Here is a 17495-nt window from a genome sequence, read left to right as displayed (position 1 = left end):
GGGCGCAATTCATGAAAATTGTGGTAGCCGAAGACGAATTCCTGATCGCCGACATGCTGGTCGTATGCCTCGAGGACGCGGGTCATGAGGTGCGTGACGCGGCTCATGGAGCAGCCGCTCTGGAGCTCGTGCGACAGCAACGTCCCGATCTTATCATCACCGACTTCATGATGCCGTTGATGACCGGCCTTGAGCTCGCCGAGGTCGTACGCGCCGACGAAGCGCTACGTCGCATTCCCATATTGCTGGTGAGCGGCGCGCAAGGCGCTATCGCGCGTGATCGGACCGACCTGTTCGACCTCGTGCTCGACAAGCCCTATGATATTGAGCGACTGCTAGAAGCGGTGGAACAACTCGGCAGCTGTTAGGCTGGTCGCACTATAGGGACGCCGCTTTATGACGCTGAACGCCAAAATCTCAGAAGACGAGGTTCCATCGGCCGCGGCCAGCAGACTCGTTGCCATCGTAGAATCATCCTCTGACGCGATCATCGGCAAGACCCTCGAGGGCGTGATCACAAACTGGAATGCCGCTGCTGAGCGCATCTTCGGCTATTCGGCGGAGGAGATTATTGGCAAATCCATTCTCACCCTCATTCCGGACGATCGCCGCGCGGAAGAGGACGAGATCATCAGCCGCCTTAAAAGAGGCGAGCGGCTCGAGCATTTCGAAACGGTGCGGCGGCGCAAGGATGGGACTCTTTTCCATATCTCACTCACCGTCTCGCCGATCAAGGACGCCGACGGGACCGTGGTAGGCGCTTCGAAAATCGCCCGGGACATCACCGATCGCAAGGCGGCGGAAGCGCTAATCGCTCGCCAAGCGGAACGCCTCGAGACGCTTAACCGCGTAGCAAATGTCATTGCCCGGGACCTTGATCTCGATCGCATTGTCGAAGAGGTCACCGATATCGCCACTGAACTGACCGGTGCGAAATTCGGAGCCTTCTTCTACAACGTTATTAACGCTGCTGGAGAAGCCTACTATCTCTACACCCTATCCGGGGCGCCCCGCGAAGCTTTCGAAACGTTCGGCATGCCGCGTAATACGGCGGTCTTTGCGCCGACCTTCGCCGGCGAGGGCGTCGTGCGCTCCGATGACATCCGCCAAGATCCACGATACGGCCACAGTGCCCCGCATCACGGCATGCCTGCTGGGCATTTGCCTGTAGTGAGCTATCTGGCAGTGCCGGTCACCTCCGTTTCTGGCGAGGTGCTGGGCGGGCTCTTCTTCGCTCACGATCAGCCGGGCAAGTTTTCGGGCGACGCTGAGACTCTCGTCTCGGCTATAGCGGCCCAGACGGCCGTCGCCATGGACAATGCCCGCCTACACAAGGCCGCGCAACTGGAAATCGAACAGCGCCGACGTGCCGAAGACGCCAAAGAGCTGTTGCTTCATGAGCTCAAGCATCGCGTAAAGAACACGCTCGCCACGATCCAGGCCATCGCTGTGCAAACCTTCCGAGAGGCCCCGCCGGCTGAAGTGCGGGCATTTGTTTCGCGTTTGCTGGCGCTATCGGGCGCACACGATCTGCTCACCCAGCAGAACTGGGAGTTGGTCGATGTAGGGCATGTCGTGCACCGTGCGCTAAGTCCGTTCATCGAGGGCGATCGTCCCCGCATCACAATCGCCGGGCCCGAGGTCGCGGTATCGTCTGACAAGGCTCTGCAACTGGCGATGGTTCTTCACGAACTAGGGACCAACGCAGTCAAATATGGCGCCCTTTCCAACGAGGCTGGCAAGATTGATGTTGCTTGGTCGCGCACGGCCGAAAGTTCAGATAAGGCGATCATATTAGTTTGGTCGGAAGTGGGGGGACCGCCTACCTCAGCACCAGCCCGAAAAGGATTCGGTTCCCGAATGATCGACCGAGCGTTGCGCGGTGAAAGTAGCGGCGCTGACTTCGATTTCAGGCCCGAGGGACTGAAAGTGACGTTGCGTTTGGCGCTAGATGACATATTCGGTGCGAAACAGTGACGCTGAACCGGCTTCGACCCAGCCAAGAGCATCCATGGGAGTACAAGCACTGCGTATTAGGACCGAACGGGTCCCCAACCGTCGGACCCGTTCAACGGACCTGTAGCATGTCAGCGCGGTTAGTTTTTGTCGCTCCGGTTAAAACGACGGTGGGTTCAACGGGTGGCGGCAACACAAGCTTGAAAACGCTCAGCGGGCGTTTGATATTCGAGCGTTTTCCTTGGCCGTTCGTTGAGTTGGCGAGCGACGGCACTCAGCTTGGCCTGGCTGTATAGCGACAGATCGGTTCCTCTGGGGAAATATTGTCGCAGCAGGCGATTGGTGTTTTCGTTGGAGCCTCGCTGCCAGGGCGATTGCGGATCACAGAAATAGATTTCGACATCGGTAGCCAGCGATAGGCGCGGATGATCGGCCAGTTCCTTGCCGCGGTCCCACGTAAGCGACTTGTAGAGTTCGCGCGGCAGGCGCTGCGTCTGCCTGATCAGCGCCGACACGACGCTTCTTGTATCCTTGTTGGCGACCTTGATCAGCATCACATAACGCGAATGCCGTTCGACCAGCGTGGCGATGTAGCTGTTCTTCGTGCCGCCGATCAGATCGCCTTCCCAGTGGCCGGGAATGGCGCGATCCTCGACCGACGCGGGACGCTCGCTGATCGACACGGCATCCTTGATCTGTCCGAGGCCATTGCGCTTGAGGCTGGCGTGCCGCGACCTGCGAATGGTGCGTCGGGCGCGCAGATGCTCCAGCAGTTCCTTCTTCAGAACCCCGCGCGCCTGTATGTACAAACTTCTGTAGATGGTCTCGTGCGACACCTGCCTGTGCGGCTCCTTGGGAAAGCTGCGCCTGAGCCACCCCGCAATCTGTTCCGGTGACCATTTGCGACGCAGCTTGGCCGATACTGCCCGGGCCAGTGGCTGCGAGCAAGCCAGCTTGCAGGGCTTGGGCCGCAAGGCACGATCCCATGCCGCCTGATCGGACGCGGTCGCCCGATACCGTGCAATACCGCCGTTACGCCTAACTTCCCGACTGATCGTCGAGGGCGCGCGGCCCAGCCGACGGGCTATCGCACGCAACGGTTCGCTGACGCTCAGACCCCGCGATATCTCCTCCCGCTCCGCAAGGCTCAGCGCACGGCTGCCGCGCTTGCGATCGGCAGGCCGGATGCCCCCGGTCGGCGCGATCACCGAAAATACCGACGATGACGCTCGATCAAACCTGCGCCCAATCGAACTCATCGACTCCCCGCGCTGCCAACGATCCCATATCTCCGCTCGCTGGCTGGCCGTGTAATATATCCGACGACGCTGCTTCATCGCGACACTCCATCTTCCTCAAAAGATTAAAGTGTTGTCGCCACCCGTTGAACCCACCGTCGATGGGCGACAGACAGCTATCTCCGCCTGCGGTCGTGTCGACTGCCCGAAAGAGGTCCGGCGGCTATCGCCGGTTACCCGCCGGTAAGCCGACATTCCGAAGTCGGCCAGTCTGGTGCGTTTCTAGAGCGATCTTCGAGGCTTAGGGAATGGCGGGTGTTGGGATGGAACCCGCCAGTCCCGGCCAGGACGGCGTGATCTGCCCCCCGCTGAGTGGCCCAGATACTATCATAGTCTGGACCACGAAGGGACATTGAATGCCAAGCCAGAAGCACAAGTCGGAAGAGATTATCGGCAGGCTGCGAGAAGTTGAGATCGTGCTGGCGCAGGAGCCCTCGACGGCCGAGGCATGTCGACGGATCGCGGTCAGCGAGCAGACCTATTATCTCTATGGACGGCTCTCCCTTTGCAAGCGGCATTGAAACGTTCTGCGTGGATCAGTTGCAAACATCTATCCGGCGTCAGCTGGTTGTCCAGAGCGCCCAAATGGGAAATCCGCACACGCGCACCTCTACAGCTGGTAGGCCTCAAGGGCCTCGATAATAGTCAGGCTCGTCGCGCGTCGGCTCGATCAGTGCAGTCCATTTCTCCGTCTACTCGCAAACTGGTTCGGTTCTTCAGGCGGCGGCGCGGTATTGATCGCCCGTTCGAAGCACGGCCCAGATTATCCGTGCATTCTTGTTGGCGATGGCAACCGTTGCGCGGTTGAACCCGCGTCGCTCCCGAAGCTGGTTGGCCCATTGGCTGATGGGATCATTTTTATTGGGTGCCGTTCTCACGACGGCACGCGCGCCGTGAACCAATAGGCTGCGCAAATGCTGGCTTCCTCGTTTAGAGATGCCCATAAGCACCGCCTTATCACCGCTCGAGAACTGGCGCGGTACTAATCCAAGCCAGGCCGCCATGTGGCGCCCATTCCTGAAGTCCGAACCATCGCCGACCGCCGCGACAATCGCTGTTGCCGTTTTGGGCCCAACGCCTTTGATCCTGGCGACACGCTGACAGGGCTCGCTCGATTTGAAGACGGCTTCGATTTTCTTGTCGAAATGCTCGATGCGGCGTTCGAGATCGCAGAAGAAATCCCAGAGCTCGGCAATGGTCTCACGGGCCATAGTCGAGAGGCCGGAGTCGGCGCGTGCGAGTATCTCCGGAATCATGCGTCTCACCCGGGTAATCGACTTGGCAAAGGCAATGCCACGATCAAGCAGCAGCCCGCGCATCTGGCTGACCAGGGCCGTTCGGTGGTTCACAAGACGCTGGCGGGCGCGGTGTAGAGCCTGGATATCCTGTTGCTCAACGCTTTTCTTAGGCACCAGCGGAATGTGGGGTTGACGCACAGCCGTACAGATCGCCTCGGCATCGTTGCCGTCGTTCTTCTGCCTGCGGACAAATGGCTTCACATATTGAGGACTCACGATCTTCACGTTGTGGCCCAACTCTTCAAATTGGCGGGCCCAGCAAAATGCTCCTGTGCAGGCTTCGATCGCGACGGTGCAGGGCTCAATCCCGGCCAGCACCGAAAGTAGTTGGTCGCGCATGACCCGCCGTTTGAAAATCGCATTGCCCTTGCGATCAACGCCATGCAGCTGGAAGACATTCTTCGCCAGATCAATACCAAGTACATCGATGGTCATCATTCCTCTCCTTCGACTGCCGGTTGCACAACGATGCTCCGGGGTGGGAGAGCCGTCCATCCCATTAGCTGGCGGAAGGAATATGGCGGCCTAAAAACCGACCAGGCACGGCGGGTGAAGGATCTGGAGAAGGAGAACCAGCGGTTGCGCCGGGCGATCTCGGACCTGACGCTGGACAAGCTGATCCTGCAGGAGGCAGTCAAGGGAAACTTCTGAGCCCCGCGCGACGGCGACGCTGCATTGATCACGTGCGACGAGAGTTTCCGATATCCGAGCGACGGATATGCCGGGTTCTGGGCCAGCATCGATCGACGCAGCGCAAGGCGCCACGCGGGGGCGGATGACGAACAAGCGCTGACAGAGGATATCATCGCTTTGGCGAAGCAATATGGTCGTTATGGCTATCGCCGGGTGACGGCATTGCTGTGCCAGGCGGGATGGACGGTGAACCATCAACGGGTTGAGCGGATCTGGCGGCGTGAGGGGCTGAAGGTTCCGCTGCGCCAGCCAAAGCGGGGACGCCTGTGGCTCAATGACGGTTCATGCATCCGCTTGCGGCCTGAATATCCGGGGCATGTATGGGCCAACGATTTCGTCGAGGGGCGCACACATGATGGGCGCAAGTTCCGAATCCTGACCATCGCCGATGAGGCCAGCAGGGAGTGCCTGGCGCTCATCGTGGCGAGTCAGCTGAAACACGAGGATGTTCTGGCGGCTTGGCCGATCTGTTCATCTCGCGCGGTCCTCCGGCACATATACGGTCTGATAACGTCCTGGGTCACGAAGGAAAGCGAGATTTGGTCAACAGATCTCTATGCGCCGACATTGAGCGGCGAGGCATGCATTCTGAGCCAGATGGCTTCCACCGTCAACGGGATCGCTCCCTGCCATAGCAAACACAGGATCCAGCGGCGCCGAAGCGGCCGTGGTCCTCACCGTCCTTAGAACGAGATACGCACCCAGGTGGAAGGCCCGAACATTATCTACAGGGTCGCTTTCGCGCCCTCACGGCACTTGCAGAGAGGGGTCCTTCCACCTGGCATCCGACCGTTCAAGGAACGGTCGGTACTCTGTCCCCGTCTTGATGACGGCATGGGCAACGCGCGCCATCTTGGCGGTGAGCGCCGTCATCGCCTTGCGGCGACGATCGGCATCATCCGCGTGCCCGGCAGTGTATCGTCCGAGCTTGTCGCGGAAACTGTTGTTGCGCTGACGTGCGGCGACCTGGGCAGCCATCCAAAAGGTCCGCCGCAATCGCGCATTACCGTACTTGGACAGCATCGTGCGGCCTCGGAATGTACCGGACTGCCGGGTCGCAAGATCAAGACCGCAGAACTTCAGGAACTGACGGTGATGGCTGAAGCGGCGTAGATCGCCTGCCTCGGCGAGAATGGTCAACGCATTGATGGGCCCAATGCCGGGGATCATGCGCAGAAGCTGATAATCGCGGTTTTCGGCCAGCATGGCATGCGCCGTTCGCTCGATCTCGTCGCGCTGCCGGATCAGGTTGCGTGCTTGGGCGATCACCATGCGGAACATAGCGATCGAGACGGAATCCTCGTCGACAGGTAGCGCCACGGAGGCGCAGGCGGTCTCGTAGATATCGTTGATCAGCCGGGCTTTGGACACTTTGCGGCCGACCAAGTCCCATGCTTCGCGGGAGAAAGTCTCCTGGCCGAGCACAGTCATGCTGGCTGGAGTCGGGAATCGTTCGAGCAGAGCAAGGAACCAGTCGGATCGGCTGTTGCCAGCGAAGCGTTCAATCTCCGGGAAATAGAGCGGCAGGTAGTGGGTCAGGATGCGATGCCATGTCTGCGTCTTAGCCTTGGAGATCGCCTCGTGCGTTTTCGACATCTCCTGCAGGTCGTTGATCCCGGCGGCGAGCGGATCGACGTATCGCTGGGTGGCGCCAATCCGCAGCATGTGCAGGATCACTTGCGCATCCTTGGAATCGTTCTTGTCCCAGCCATTGTGCAGAGCCTCGCGCGTTCGAGCCAAGGCAACGGACGAGATCAAGCGCAACTCGAAGCCGGCGGACAGCAGGCGATGCGCCAGCGTGCGATGGTAGTTACCAGTAGCCTCGAAGCCGACGATGATCGGACGCCCGATGTCGCTAAGATCCGTGGCCAGGCGATCATAATCTGCCTTTGTCGCCATCACCGTCATGCGACGTCGGGGTCCGCCTTCTGGACGTTCGATCAGGACCTCCTGGCGGTGTTTGGACATATCGATGGCTACCAGCACGGCGTCGGTGGGATTAGAGCTACGCTTGGTCATGGTCGGTCTGTCTCCAAAGGGTTGAGTCGACAACTTCACTTTAGAGACCTGCGGGCCGATCATGACCGCCTTGATGAAGCCTGCGGGCGCTACGCGCCCTTGCCTTCATCAAGGCGGTGCGCCCCTTCGAGGGGCCGCTTCCCAATGTGCTACGGAAGCGAATTTATCGCGACCGCCGTCCAGAAATGGCTGCGTCAGATCGGCGTGAAGACGCTCTACATCACCCCGGGATCACCATGGGAGAATGGATATAACGAAAGCTTCAACGGGGCGCTTTGCGACGAACTGCTCAATGGTGGATCTTCTACAGCCTCGCCGAAGCCAGCTTGCTGATCGAAGCCTGGCGGCGGCATTACAACACCGTCCGCCCTCATAGCAGCCTGGGATACCGACGACCGGCACCAGAAACGGCGACACCGCCATATCCGGCCTCCGGTTCCGCTTCGCTCCACCTCCGGCCGGATATGGCGGCGATCAGCTTAATGCACTAACAAACCTATCGGTCCACTCGGCGGGGGCAGATCAATTTTACGCGATGAGCATCAAACATCATCTATTTTGCTCACCAGCCGCAACCGTATCCTAAGTCGCAGGTTTGAAGTGGTCGGAGGCACGGCTTGTTTAATAGAGCGCGCGCCACCACCGTTTCACAAAAGGGAGCTTCTCATGGTCAAGAAACCAGCTGCACCTCGGAAAGGCGTTATTCCAGCCGACATCGCTCCCGGTGCACCGCTGTCAGGCGAATCTCCCCAGAAGGCCTCTCTCATTCCCGCTGACGCGACCGTTTCCGAAAGCTTTGCCGAGCCACAGAGTGATGGTGGCGAAACGCACCAGGCAGCGGAAGGCGACATTGCGGTACTCACCACGCAGCAGGGCGTCCCGGTCGCGGACGACCAGAACAGCCTCAAGCAAGGGGCACGCGGGCCAGTGCTGCTGGAGGATCCGCACTTCCGCGAGAAAATCTTCCACTTCGATCATGAGCGCATCCCTGAGCGCGTGGTCCATGCCCGCGGCTATGGCGCGCACGGCTTTTTCGAGCTCACCGACAGCCTAGCCGACGTCACCCGCGCAGACGTCTTCCAGCGTGTCGGTGAACGCACCCCCGCCTTCGTGCGCTTCTCGACGGTCGCCGGATCGAAGGGATCATTCGATCTCGCCCGTGATGTTCGAGGTTTCGCCGTCAAGCTATACACCAATGAGGGCAATTGGGATCTAGTTGGCAACAACATTCCCGTCTTCTTCATTCAGGACGCGATCAAATTCCCGGACCTCATTCACGCAGCCAAGCCCGAGCCCGATCGCGCCTTTCCGCAGGCGCAGACGGCGCATGACAATTTCTGGGACTTTATCACCCTGACCCCGGAAAGCATGCACATGGTCATGTGGATTATGTCGGACCGTACGATCCCCCGTTCCTTTCGCACGATGGAGGGGTTCGGCGTGCACACCTTCCGCCTCGTCGACGTCGAGGGCAACTCAACCTTCGTCAAGTTTCACTGGAAGCCCAAACAGGGACTGCAGTCGGTGCTCTGGAACGAGGCCGTCAAGATCAATGGGGCGGATCCGGACTTCCATCGTCGCGACCTCTGGGATGCCATCAACGGCGGCGATTTCCCTGAGTGGGAGCTTGGCGTACAATTGTTCGATCAGGCGTTCGCGGACAGCTTTCCGTTCGATGTTCTTGATGCGACGAAGATCATCCCAGAAGACATCCTGCCGGTGCGCGTGGTCGGCCGACTCGTTCTCGACCGCGTCGTCGATAATTTCTTCGCGGAGACCGAGCAGGTCGCCTTCTGCACCCAGAACGTCGTGCCCGGGATCGACTTCACAAACGACCCGCTGCTGCAGGGCCGCAACTTCTCGTATCTTGACACCCAGCTCAAGCGGCTAGGTGGACCTAATTTTACGCACATCCCGATCAACGCGCCTAAATGCCCGGTCGCCCACTTCCAGCAGGACGGGCACATGGCGATGACCAATCCACGTGGGCGGGTGAACTACGAGCCCAACAGCTGGGGTGCCACGATCGGTGGCCCACGCGAGGATCCGGTCCGCGGATTCACAAGCTTCGCGGCGACTGAGGATGGCGCCAAACTGCGGATCCGGCCGGAAAGCTTCGCTGACCATTACAGCCAGGCGCGCCTCTTCTATATCAGCCAGCTGCCGATCGAGCAGAAGCATATCGCCGATGCGCTCGTCTTCGAGCTGAGCAAGGTCGAACGACCCGACATCCGCGCCCGGATGGTCTCCCACCTGCTCAACATCGACGATGGCCTTGCCGCCACGGTGGCAGATGGCCTTGGCCTGTCGCAACTTCCTGTGCCGGCTCAGGCGGCCCGGCCAACCCTTACCGATCTGCCGCCCTCCGACGCCCTCTCCATCGTCAAGAACGGGCCGCCCAGTTTCAAAGGCCGTAAGCTGGGCATTCTGCTGAGCGACGGGGCCGATGCGGGCGTGTTCAACGGCCTGGTGAAAGCAATCGATAAGGTCGGCGCGATCTATGAAGTGATTGCTCCAAAGATCGGCGGGGTTACCCTTTCGGACGGCACGAAGGTGGCCGCCAAGCAGAAAATCGACGGCGGGCCCTCCACTCTGTTCGACGCGGTGGCGGTTGTCGTTTCGGGCGAAGGCGCTGCATTGCTCGCGACCGACGCTGCCACGCAGGACTTCGTGCGCGATGCCTTTGGTCACTGCAAATATATCGGCCTGACCAAAGAAGCCCAGCCGATCTTCGACAAGGGTGGCATCGCTGACGATCTTGACGAAGCCTGCCTCGCGCTTGCGACCGCCAAGGACGCGGCTGCCTTCGTGGAGGCGATCGCTGGTTTGCGCTACTGGCCGCGGGAGCTGAGGGTCGATCTCGATGCCAAGTGAGGCAATAGGCGGCCCAGCCAACGACGATCAGGCGCCTCCGTCACTGCCCTCGCCAGAGCGCATCCAGGAGTTGCTGTTCGATGCGGCGCGGCTAGGTCGCGACGACGTGATTGCTGCGCTACTTCAAGCAGGCGCAGACATCACGGCGCTGGACCCGAAGGGTTACACGCCCTTGATTCTGGCAAGCTATCACGGGCGTGAAGCCGCGACCGCGGCGCTTCTAGAGCGGCGCGCCGGTCGATCAACAGGATCGCGTTCGCGGTAACACGGCGCTCATGGGCGTTGCATTTAAGGGATATACGCAGATTGCCAAACTGCTGCTCGACGCCGGTGCCAACCCCCACGTCGCCAATTCGGCACGTCAGACGGCATTGATGATGGCGGCACTCTTCGGCCATAGCGCGATTGTCGACCTGTTAATCGATCGTGGCGGCGATCCTCATGTTCAGGATGCCGCAGGCAACAGCGCGATCTCGATGGCGGAGACACAAAGCAACGAATTGATGGTCGCGCGGCTTAAGGCCAGGCGCCCCGTACTCGCGTGAAGTGAGGCGACCACCAATGTGTAAGCAGCGCGTCACGCATAAGATGATCGACGTGGCGGTCCTCCGTCAGCGCAGTAAGAACCCGTCATGAAAGGCCACGGGTCCGGTGCCGCCAGCGCGGTACCGTTGCCCTGCAAGTCGAACCGAGAAAGGGCTTGCGGCCGATTGCGATGCTGAGCCTTGGCGATCAATCCGTTGATGTCAGAGCCGGTCATGATTTCCTCTGGCCGATAATCCGGCGTAGCAGCGGTCCCGACAGCGGAGGCATTGCCTTACGGCTGGCCCACTGCTGGGGCGGTTGCGCGTGCATCCGCCGGAGCTGCAAGCGATAGGGTGCCCCACTCGCCCTGGGCGTTGGAAGTGCGATCGGATCGCAGCAAGTGGCGCTCACTCCAACCGCGACGCTCTCGAAATGGTGCGCGTTACCAAGGTGCTGACGCCGTCCCAGCCGCTGCTCATTCCGTATCTTCCACGCGACCTCTCTGCATCGGGCACTCGCGACGCTCCACTCCATGCCCGGTCCGCGCCGACCCGCGCCAGCCGATGGTCGTGTCGAGGCCGCGCAGCGCATGCTGTTAACCTGTCGCCACCCCAACGTGCACAGGCATCACCCGCTTCACTCCTGGACAATGCTTACCGCCCGGTCTTGGGTCTAGCTTGGCATCGAACGGAATCTTGTCCAGCCTCGCCATAAGGTCGGCGAACATGTCGTTCCTCGCGATGGGAAAGTGGCGTCGAAACCAGTCCCCCAACTTTACCAAGTCCCGCTCAGTCAGGACCCTATCGGCACAATCCTTTCGGACATTTTGCGCTCTCCTCAATTCACCCAACAGCCGACATTGACGGACGTGCCCAGAATTTTCGTCTGCGATACTATCGGCACCGAGCTCCAGCACACCGATCCATTTTGATGCGCGCTCAGGCCCCCCCTCGCAGACGCCTGGACAAGCTTGATTCTGTTTGAGCTCAGCCAACGGCACCTGCGCTGGCGTCGGACGAGGCACCTGATGGGGACTCCCGGCCCGGCGGACGCGCGATGCGCAAGCTCAAGCCGCAGAGCACCGACGAGCACAGGGTCAGCGATTCCAAGCGTGGCCAACGCGTGTGCGGGAATGCCCCGCGAGACCGCGGCGTTACGTCGACGAAGACCCTGGAGGAAGGTCGACGTCTTCTCCCGCGCCGCCTTTCTTATTTTTAATGTCAGGCAGCGCCCTATGCCCTTTGCCGGCATCGAGTGGCGGACCGCCCCCCCCCTGCACTATCCGCGTCATAGTCTTCGGTGCCGATCGCAGTGCCGCCAGCACCCGCGCCGCTACCGGCAACAGCGCCGGATCCTTCCCGGGCTCTGCGCCCTCTGTCAGGTCCATCAACGTCAATAAGAGGAGTGATCTTCAACTGTTCCCCGGTCGTCTTCTCGTCCCCGTCATATCCCGGAGGCAAGAATGGCTTGCTGTCGTCCTTGGTCATGGCCATGAGTCCTTTGCAGGTCGAAAGGTCAATCTCGAGCCGTCGGACCATGGCGCTCAACTGGCATGCAGGGCGACGGATCGCTGATGGAAATTCCAGATCGCAGTGAGGCTGGAAGTCCCTGCCCGCTGCTTACGAGACTGGTGATCAGGATGCGACCGGGAACGCTCGCTCCCGGCCGCACAGTATCACAGAATGGCAGCCCGTGCCCGCGCAGCATTATGCCCGCCGTTGCGATAAAGAACGTCCCGGACGAGGTCCTGGTCAATCCCTGCATCGTTCACAGTGACCAATACTCTGCCATCCTTGAGGCCGCTGTTATAATAGGCTGCGTCTTCTTCCTCTATGCCATGCTTGGTCAGCACTTCGTTCAGGCTGCCCCCGACAGCTCCAAGAACAGCGCCGAGGCCGATCGCTTCGGGAACAGCCGAAGCGGCGATGGCGCCGGCGGCGGCCAGCGGACCCACACCAGGAATTGCGAGTGCCGCGACCCCCAGACCAGCTCCGAGTGCACCGCCTCCCAGGATGCCGCGAAGGATGTTTCGATGGTGCTCATCGGTGATCTCGCCATCCCCCGAGCGCGTCGTCGTGGTGCCACCATGGTGGGCAATGACCGATAGGTCGGTGTCGGTCACGCCTAGCGCGCGCAGGTCGGAAACCGCGCGTTCGGCTTCAGCATGGGTATCAAAAAGCGCTGATGCTTGAACCATTTCCTCGATCCTCTTCTAAAGTCTGGCCATCAGTGTGGCTGAGACCTAACGGAGCGGGCGCATGAGTGTTCCGCTGGGCACCATGGAGCGTGCAAATCTGCTGTCAAAGGGGAACGCGGCACTGTCAGACCATGCCCTTGAGTGGAAAGGCGAGGTGCGCAGCGCAGACTATGTGACTCTCCCTCCGATACACGCAATCAAACAGACGTTGAGATTGGCCGCATGCCAAATTCCCTACAGGCAGGCCAGTTGCCGACCGGAAGCTGCTGAACGCCCAATGTCGCTAGTCTTGGAAGGGCCGCCACGCCGCCGGGACGTCCCAAAGGGCCCGGGCGGAGGGACGTGGAGTTCCTTGCGACTATGTCTCGAGCGCAGGTCAGCCAGACGGATAGATGCCATGCAGAACGGTATCGAAATCAAATTCGATCGGGGTAGTGCATGCGCAGGCCGTCCGCCACAGCAAATCTTCATCCTTCACCGTGAAAACGCAGCGGGGCGTTGCGATCGTGCCTTCGTCACGAAGCTTCTTGACGACACGAGTTACAAAAGTACGCCCAATACCGAGCATTGGCCGGCTTGCCCTGAGCACGCGGATCCGGCGCGCAATATGTTCAGTCATTGTCCGATCATCCATAGACCCTCATGCGATCATCAGGGGTAGCATGGCTCGCTCAGGCAAGCTTTAATCCTTCCTGGTTCATTCGGCGGGTGCCGATGCTAAATTGTACGACGTGGAGGCGGTCGCTGCGCAGCCTGGGCCTGGACATACCCCAAGCCTTCGCCGAAACGACGCGCCCGCGGCGGATCACCGCGACTGACGCGCTTTCAACATGCTGTTCTTTCAGGATGGCAGTCATGTTCGGGAGAATGGGCCCCGCCTTTGCCGCCGCAGGCGATGCGCCTGCGAGGAAACCCACCATCGCAGTGCGTACATGTACTAGCCATGCCATCTGTGTTGGTTATGCAACACAGCTATCAAGCAAGAGGCGCCGTGGCAAGGTCTGCCATCCAGAACACGCTCGCCGAGCGTTTCAAAGGGTCAATCATTTCCTGATCAACGATGCTGCACTTGCTCTGGAATGCCGGCCGCTGTGCGAATGAGGCGATCGATATAAAGGCTATGGTGACGGTTCTTTGCTCCGCTAGGCGATGGAGCAGCGTCTTAGCGAATAATGTGATTCGGGAGGGCCATGCGGTAAAATCAGACGCTTGGTCGGCAGTCGACCCTTCCCGGTCGTTCGGCGGCCAATTTCACGTCCCCAGGTGCGGTCCGTCAGCTTTCCCTCTTCTGGATACCCAAGACTGGCCGGCTGCGGAATGTCGGCTTACCGGCGGGTAAGAGGGGATAGCCGCCCTCATCTGAGAACAAGCCAGAAATTCTCAGTGGGCATATTTTTCAATAATCATAAAGCGGCTAGTTACATGCCCCTCGACTCTTCGAGAGAGATCGAGGAAGAAATTGCTTATTCCGATCGCTTTCTGAAGGTCGAAGGCAAGCGACTTCCCATGGGCTATTTTATTTCTGCTATCTCTGACACTGTGAAACTTATCGCGATCGTTTGCCGAAATTTCCATACCCAGCAAGTCGGACATTAGATCCGGGATGTCAGCGGAGCGCCACCGCTTGCGCTGCTTCACCGCCTGCTTGAACCCGAAGAGCATGAACCGGTGGGATGGCCACATAAACGCCTCTTTCGATACGGCAGAACTATACTTCCGATATCGATCTGCACGCGAAGATTTGAAGAGCTTCTGCAGAAACCTGAGTCCAGCTGGCGCTGGCTTTGCGTCCGCCGCCCTCAATTGGCTCGCAATAATCGGCACGTATTCTTCGCAACCTCCATGGAAGGAAATAATCTCGTCAATTACGCTAAAAAAATAGGTCTCGAAATAGGAAAATATAGACAAAACCAATGTAGCGCCTAAAACTTTTTGATGTTCAGGTAGAGCTCGACGTTCGGTTGCGTAGGGCTCATTTGACGGTCTAAACGCAGGATTGGTTGCCAAAAACGTCGATGAATTTTGAACGTGACCTTGAAGCGCGTGATTGAGTTGCGGCGCGGCCGTTGTCACGAGAACCGCAAAGTCAAGCATCTTTTGAGAATGGGATCTCCAGACGATATAGGCCTGAGTATGCTTCATTACGAGAATATCCCCCTGCAGCGTTTCCGATAGATTATTTTCGTGTGGGAATGTCGGATTGTGTCGAATGCGGGTGTGGCGACGAGCGCGATCAGGAATTCGCGCTCATGAATCTACGGCCTGAGCCTTTAAGTATTTAGAAGGACGGCGAGCAAAGTAACCGCCAACGCGGGAAGCCCGAACCATATTGCCTTCTTGAGAGAAGCATATTTACCGTGGCAGACCTTGGATACGTCGAAGCAGTGTTTCAGACGCGCTTCCGTGATTTCGGCCGGGTCATGTGCAGCCACTTCGCTGACATAACTTGCGGCATCGTCTTTCGCGGCGACCGATCCAAAGAACACAATTCCCTCATCCGATTTCGAAGCCAGCCTTGGCGCGACCACGCGAAAAGAAAAGAATGCCGAGACCACGAGGAGAAGGACAGAGACGACAAGCGAAGCGTATTGCCATGACAACACAGGTGCCAAAAGCGCGCCTTTGGTTTTCTCAGTTCCGATCAGATACACCAGAACACCCGAGGCAATTGTGAACGTCCACGCGGCCTTTGTATCGGCCAGCGATATGTAATTCCTAACGTACTCTTCTTGAAAATCCGCAAAGTCCGCGTGGTGCTCTTCTAGAAAGGATACGCGAGATGGCACGACTTCCCCGCGGCCTGTTTCCGGTACAGCCAGTGATGGTGCGCTTCGGACCTCTTCCACGATCAGCATCGGCGTGTGGTCGGCGCTGGCAGATTGATTTGGGTCGGTCATGCTGTCGGAATGTTCCATCGTCCGTGATAAAGCCAGAAGGCGTAAGGCACATTGTTGTCGGTGTAGAACCAGCCCGTCTCTGCCGTCTTGAAAGTAACATACTCAGATTGCCAGAGGGCGGGCAAACCCTCATACACTTTTGTCCCGATCAAAATTGTATTCGGATCAGCGAAGGCCAGCATCTTGCTCGCGATATTTGCCGTCGTCCCTATAGCAACTATGCCGTTGAAATCGCGGGCGACACCCACCTGCGCGATGGTTATCGGCCCGTGATCGAGGCAAATTCTGAAATCGAGCGGCATAAGATCCGCATTCTGGATAAGCGGATTCACAATGGTCTTTGCCGCGCAGAACATCGTGAGGGCGGCGGCGACGGCGGTCTGCTGTGAGGAAACGCCGCTTGCCGCGTTGCGGGTAAAATAGGCCATTAGGCCGTCGCCCGTGTTCTTCTCTACAGTGCCGCCATAGTCGAGAACGATGCGGATCATCTCGCTGAAAAACAGCGATAACACACGAAGATTGTTCTCTTGCTCCATATCGGTCCAAGACGGGCGGCTCGAAAATTTGCTGATGTCCAAGAACATCACCGTGGCATCAATGCGGCGGCCAGCGTGAAGCGGAAGGTCGCCGCTGGATGGAATAACCCGCCCTGCCGCAACCTTACTGCGCTCGCGGATTTTGTCCACCGCCGCCAGATTCCGCGCCACCTGTTTCATAAAGTAGGCCCGTGTGAGTTTGTTCGGATCGGACACAATTATTCCACCTTGTAGACCTGATAGCCTTCTATGCCGACGTCGTTGCCGTCGAATTCCACTTCTTCACACCGCTCCAGCCATTGCACATGCACCAGCTCGTAGAGACCGCGTCCGATCCGCAATTCGTTCGCAGCGGCGGTTTGTTCGATTTTTACGGCGCGATTGAGCGCATCGCTTGCCACTTCCGGCGCTTCAAAGCCCGTTGCGGGCACAGTGATTTTCCGCAGACGCGCCGCGCCACAATCGGCTCCCACTCGTATACTAAGCGAGGGTAATCCAACTGCCTCCAAGGCAGGGTTTACGGACCCCCGCAGGACCGCAAGGAATGTAAGCCCAAGATCGACGGTATTGTCACATTGGGTCGTGTAGCCCTCGCTGTCGATGGTGGCGATGAAGCCGTCCCCTGTCGTCTTCAGGATCGCGCCGTGAAAGTGACCGACGGAGGTGGCAAGCTCCCTCAAAAAAATGTCGTATGCGCGCTCGAAGGCTTCGGGGTCGCGTCGACGCAGGCCGCTGCTTCCGCAAATATCCACTGACAAAAAGGTAAGAAAGCGCGTGCCTCCTGCGAATGATAGTTGGGATTGCGGGCGCGCCTTTTCTGTCGGCGCGACGTAACTTTCACCGCGAAGCTCGGCGGCGATCGCTCCCTGTCTTACAGAAGCATATTCGCAGGCGGATTCAATGGACGGTGGATTGTAAATCACGGGCAAGCCACCGAACTGCGCGACAGCCATTTCCTTAACGGCTTCTTCTGGAATTATCGTGCGAAGAAATTTGTCGAGGTAGTGACGTTCGCCGTTCACTTCGACAATCGAATAACGCCTCCTGTTGGGCTGAACGCGAACGGTAATTATCTGGGTTGTCTCATCTGATCGAATTGGCTCGATCTCGAAATCGAACCGCGCGCGCACCTTGCCTGCCTCGTCTTTATCCCGCCAATCGTTATCGCGATCTGTCGCCATGTGTCACGCATACCGCCTCAG

General features: G+C 59.0%; 13 protein-coding genes and 4 pseudogenes. 8 read left to right on the top strand and 9 right to left on the bottom strand.

Annotation, left to right across the window (positions count from 1 at the left end; genetic code table 11):
• Positions 1-11: 11 nt before the first annotated feature.
• Entirely contained in the window at positions 12-368 is a 357-nt protein-coding gene (locus tag ACI6S0_RS06245; protein WP_017502238.1) for a response regulator, read from the top strand.
• A gap of 28 nt (positions 369-396) precedes the next feature.
• Positions 397-1977, top strand: a complete 1581-nt coding sequence (locus ACI6S0_RS06240) for a sensor histidine kinase (RefSeq protein WP_017502239.1) — start codon at positions 397-399, stop codon at positions 1975-1977.
• Between the two features lie 155 nt (positions 1978-2132).
• On the opposite strand, the gene ACI6S0_RS06235 is transcribed toward ACI6S0_RS06240, so the two are convergent.
• Positions 2133-3293, bottom strand: a complete 1161-nt coding sequence (locus ACI6S0_RS06235; protein WP_026109398.1) for an IS30 family transposase — start codon at positions 3291-3293, stop codon at positions 2133-2135.
• A 317-nt stretch (positions 3294-3610) separates the two neighbouring features.
• On the opposite strand from ACI6S0_RS06235, the pseudogene ACI6S0_RS06230 reads away from it, so the two are divergent.
• Positions 3611-3739, top strand: a pseudogene (locus ACI6S0_RS06230) (IS3 family transposase); the annotation flags it as partial.
• A gap of 231 nt (positions 3740-3970) precedes the next feature.
• Here ACI6S0_RS06230 and ACI6S0_RS06225 read toward each other — a convergent pair.
• On the bottom strand, positions 3971-4987 hold the full coding sequence (locus tag ACI6S0_RS06225; RefSeq protein ID WP_026109761.1) for an IS110 family transposase: 1017 nt from the start codon (positions 4985-4987) through the stop codon (positions 3971-3973).
• A gap of 69 nt (positions 4988-5056) precedes the next feature.
• Between ACI6S0_RS06225 and ACI6S0_RS06220 the strand changes: the two are divergent.
• Positions 5057-5757: pseudogene (locus ACI6S0_RS06220) on the top strand (IS3 family transposase); the annotation flags it as partial.
• Positions 5758-5970: 213 nt separating this feature from the next.
• Here the strand turns inward: ACI6S0_RS06220 and ACI6S0_RS06215 are convergent.
• Positions 5971-7264, bottom strand: a pseudogene (locus ACI6S0_RS06215) (IS110 family transposase).
• 153 nt (positions 7265-7417) lie between these two features.
• Here ACI6S0_RS06215 and ACI6S0_RS06210 point away from each other — a divergent pair.
• The 4 genes and pseudogenes from ACI6S0_RS06210 to ACI6S0_RS06195 all read left to right on the top strand — a co-directional run.
• Positions 7418-7755: pseudogene (locus ACI6S0_RS06210) on the top strand (integrase core domain-containing protein); the annotation flags it as partial.
• Between the two features lie 175 nt (positions 7756-7930).
• On the top strand, positions 7931-10138 hold the full coding sequence (locus ACI6S0_RS06205) for a catalase (RefSeq protein ID WP_026109702.1): 2208 nt from the start codon (positions 7931-7933) through the stop codon (positions 10136-10138).
• Positions 10128-10403 (top strand): ankyrin repeat domain-containing protein, encoded by a 276-nt coding sequence (locus tag ACI6S0_RS06200; protein ID WP_313326164.1) that lies wholly within the window; start codon positions 10128-10130, stop codon positions 10401-10403. Before ACI6S0_RS06205 ends, ACI6S0_RS06200 begins: the two co-directional genes overlap by 11 nt.
• A gap of 10 nt (positions 10404-10413) precedes the next feature.
• Positions 10414-10683, top strand: a complete 270-nt coding sequence (locus tag ACI6S0_RS06195; protein ID WP_017503561.1) for an ankyrin repeat domain-containing protein — start codon at positions 10414-10416, stop codon at positions 10681-10683.
• A gap of 1655 nt (positions 10684-12338) precedes the next feature.
• On the opposite strand, the gene ACI6S0_RS06190 is transcribed toward ACI6S0_RS06195, so the two are convergent.
• The 6 genes from ACI6S0_RS06190 to ACI6S0_RS06165 form a co-directional block, all read right to left on the bottom strand.
• Positions 12339-12860: a hypothetical protein gene (locus ACI6S0_RS06190; protein ID WP_157228602.1), complete on the bottom strand. Its 522-nt coding sequence runs from the start codon at positions 12858-12860 to the stop codon at positions 12339-12341.
• A gap of 376 nt (positions 12861-13236) precedes the next feature.
• The gene (locus tag ACI6S0_RS06185; protein ID WP_293919436.1) at positions 13237-13479 is read right to left on the bottom strand and encodes a hypothetical protein; all 243 of its coding nucleotides are present in this window, start codon (positions 13477-13479) and stop codon (positions 13237-13239) included.
• A 761-nt stretch (positions 13480-14240) separates the two neighbouring features.
• On the bottom strand, positions 14241-15002 hold the full coding sequence (locus ACI6S0_RS06180) for a HEPN domain-containing protein (RefSeq protein ID WP_313737116.1): 762 nt from the start codon (positions 15000-15002) through the stop codon (positions 14241-14243).
• A 128-nt stretch (positions 15003-15130) separates the two neighbouring features.
• Positions 15131-15757 carry a Pycsar system effector family protein gene (locus ACI6S0_RS06175; RefSeq protein ID WP_434405286.1) on the bottom strand — a complete coding sequence of 209 codons (627 nt, stop codon included), beginning with the start codon at positions 15755-15757 and terminating at the stop codon, positions 15131-15133.
• Positions 15754-16509 (bottom strand): adenylate/guanylate cyclase domain-containing protein, encoded by a 756-nt coding sequence (locus ACI6S0_RS06170; protein ID WP_313737118.1) that lies wholly within the window; start codon positions 16507-16509, stop codon positions 15754-15756. The genes ACI6S0_RS06175 and ACI6S0_RS06170 overlap by 4 nt, the downstream gene beginning before the upstream one ends.
• A 2-nt stretch (positions 16510-16511) precedes the next feature.
• Positions 16512-17474: an adenylate/guanylate cyclase domain-containing protein gene (locus tag ACI6S0_RS06165; protein WP_313737119.1), complete on the bottom strand. Its 963-nt coding sequence runs from the start codon at positions 17472-17474 to the stop codon at positions 16512-16514.
• Between the last annotated feature and the right edge of the window lie 21 nt (positions 17475-17495).

This window comes from Sphingobium sp. DN12, assembly GCF_051058005.1.
GTDB lineage: Bacteria > Pseudomonadota > Alphaproteobacteria > Sphingomonadales > Sphingomonadaceae > Sphingobium > Sphingobium yanoikuyae.
This window is presented reverse-complemented; position numbering and strand designations above follow the sequence as displayed.